Here is a 2,653-nt window from a genome sequence, read left to right as displayed (position 1 = left end):
CAACCCGTCGAGCTGCGGCATCATGACGTCGCTGATCACCAAGTCCGGCACGTCCGTGCGTGCCGCATCCAACGCCAGTTGTCCGTCCGTGACCGCGTCGACGAGATAGCCGTCGTTGCGCAGCATCCGGGCGACGTAGTCGCGCATGTCGGCGTTGTCGTCGGCGATCAGAACGCGCGGTGTCGTGCCCGAAAATGTCGACGTCGCCGCGCTCGGCGCCGCCGACGCTGCGTCACGCGCCGGCACGTCGCCATCACCGGGGAGCCATCGCAGCGCCTCCTCGAGGTACGGCTCGGCACCGCCGGTCGCCGCCCGCTCGTCGGGCGCCGGGGCGATGGCGTCGGCAGGCAGGTGCGCGGCGCCGAAGGGCAGGCGAATCGTGAAGGTGGTGCCGGCGCCCTCGGTGCTCGCGGCGGTGATGTGCCCGCCGTGGAGTTCGATCAACTCCTTGACCAGTGCAAGTCCGATGCCGCTGCCTTCGTTGGACCGCGCCCGGACGTTCTCGATGCGGTGGAACCTCTCGAACAACCGCGGCGTCTCCGCGGCCGGCACACCGACGCCGGTGTCGGAGACGGTGACCACGGCTTCGGCGCCGTCGCGGGCGACTCCGACCGAAATACCGCCGGTGAACGTGAATTTCAGCGCGTTCGACAGCAGGTTGAAGATGACCTTCTCCCACATGTCGCGGTCGAGGTAGACGCTCTCGTCGAGACAGGCGCAGTCGACGGTGAACGTGAGGCCGGCGCGCTCGATGGCCGACCGGAAGACGCTGGCGAGTTCTGCGGTCACCGCGCCCAGGTCGACGGGGGCGAAGTTGGCCTGCATGCGGCCCGCCTCGATGCGCGAGAAGTCGAGCAGCGTGTTGACCAACTTCGCCAGGCGTAATCCGTTGCGCCACACGATGTCCAGTTCCTCGCGGGCCCGGTCGTCGAGGTTCTGGCTGCGGGTGCGCAGCTCGGCGACCGGATCGAGGATCAACGTCAACGGGGTGCGGAACTCGTGGCTGATGTTGGAGAAGAACGTCGTCTTGGCGCGGTCCAGCTCGGCGAGCTCCTCCGCGCGCTGCTGCTGTGCCTGATAGTTGCGCGCGCTGCCGATGCCCGCGGCGATGTGCCCGGCCACCAGCGTCACGAAGCCGCGGTAGGTGTCGTCCAAGGGTCGGTACCGATTGAGCGCGGCGACCAGGAATCCGATTGGAGAACCGCCCTGCTGCTGCAGCGGAACGACGAGGGCACGGGTGGGTGGCGCACGCCACTGCCCGGTCGGTAGGTCCGCATGCCGGTCGGCGTCGAGGGCCACGACCGTCGTCTCACCGCGCGCGGGTTGTTCCAACGGCCAGCCGCCGTCGTCGCCTGCGCCCACGCGTGACGGCGCGATCGCGTGCCCAGCAGCGATTCCCGTCGCCCCGGCCAGGCGCGCACCGCCGTCGTCGTCGAACAGATAGGTGAGCGTGAACGGGAGGTCGCGCAGGTTGTGGCCGAGTTGGCGTTCGGCGAACCCCATGATCTCTTCCTCGGTGCGCACCACGCTGGGGTCCGATCCGAGGTCGCGCAGCGTCGCCATCTGACGCTCGCTGATCACCTGTTGGGTGTCCTCGCTGACCACGCACAGCATCCCGACGACCTCTCCGTCGTCGTCACGAAGAGGACTGTAGGAGAAGGTGTGGTACGTCTCCTCCTGATATCCGGAGCGTTCGAGGAACAGCAGCAGCGCCGCATCCCAGGTGGCCTGTCCGGTGGAGAGCACGCGATCGATGCGCGGCCCGATGTCGGGCCAGATCTCGGCCCACACCTCACGAGCCGGGCGGCCCAGCGCCCAGGGATACTTGCGACCCAACGTGTCCCGCCGGTAGGCGGCGTTGCAGAAAAACGTCAGATCGTGTCCCCACGCCATCCACATCGGGAAGCGCGACGACAGCAGGATGCTCACCGCGGTGCGCAGGCTCTGCGGCCAGCCCTCTGGTGGTCCCAGCGGTGTGTCGGCCCACCGGACGCCAGCGAGGTCGGGCCCGACCTCGCCATCCGCGTCGAACACCGTGGTCAGCCGATCCGCCGGCCCGTCCGGGCCGCTCATCCGTCGACCGCGTCTGCCACGGTCCCGTAGGGCCGCAGCACCTTGTCGAGCTTGGTGATCTCGATGGGCCGCACCACCTCGGGGTTGGCGGCCACCACCCGCACCGAAACCCCTGCGGCCGACCCTTTCTCGTAGCACTCGAGCAGAGCGTTCAACCCCGCGCTGCCGAAGTAGGTGACCCGGGACAGTTCGACGATCAGCACCTTCGCGGAATGTTCGCCGGCGGCCTCGACAGCGCGGTCGAGGCGCGGTTGCAGCGACCCGACAGTGTTCGAGTCGATCTCGCCCAGCACCGACACCACCACCGCACCGGCGCGCACGTCCTGGGTCACCTCCAGCAGCGCCACGTCATGCACCCGTCAGGAGCCTGCACATCTGAGTTGCCATGGGGTGGGGATACCCCGGCTGGGGCGACTTCAGTTGCGACTCGCATGCACGGCCCTCGTTCACCTACTCGTCGCGGTCGGCGCCGACGCGGGTGTGTGCGGTGAGCAACAGATGATCGAACTGCCTGCGCAGATCGTCGCGCTGCGGATCGATCGAGTTCAACTCGGCGACGATCTGGGAGGCGAGGGCGCGC

2 protein-coding genes are annotated in these 2,653 nt (G+C 68.6%); both read right to left on the bottom strand.

Annotated elements, in window-relative coordinates:
* The coding region (locus A5698_RS14140) for a hybrid sensor histidine kinase/response regulator (protein ID WP_156670754.1) at nucleotides 1–2,073 on the bottom strand (2,073 nt) is incomplete at its 3' end.
* Entirely contained in the window at nucleotides 2,070–2,420 is a 351-nt protein-coding gene (locus A5698_RS14135; protein WP_068297832.1) for an STAS domain-containing protein, read from the bottom strand. The genes A5698_RS14140 and A5698_RS14135, both read right to left, overlap by 4 nt.
* Nucleotides 2,421–2,653 lie beyond the last annotated feature (233 nt).

The organism is Mycobacterium sp. E136 (genome assembly GCF_001666865.1).
Classification (GTDB): domain Bacteria; phylum Actinomycetota; class Actinomycetes; order Mycobacteriales; family Mycobacteriaceae; genus Mycobacterium.
The sequence above is the reverse complement of the archived record's forward strand: the minus strand, read 5'-3'. Positions and strand labels throughout refer to the sequence as shown.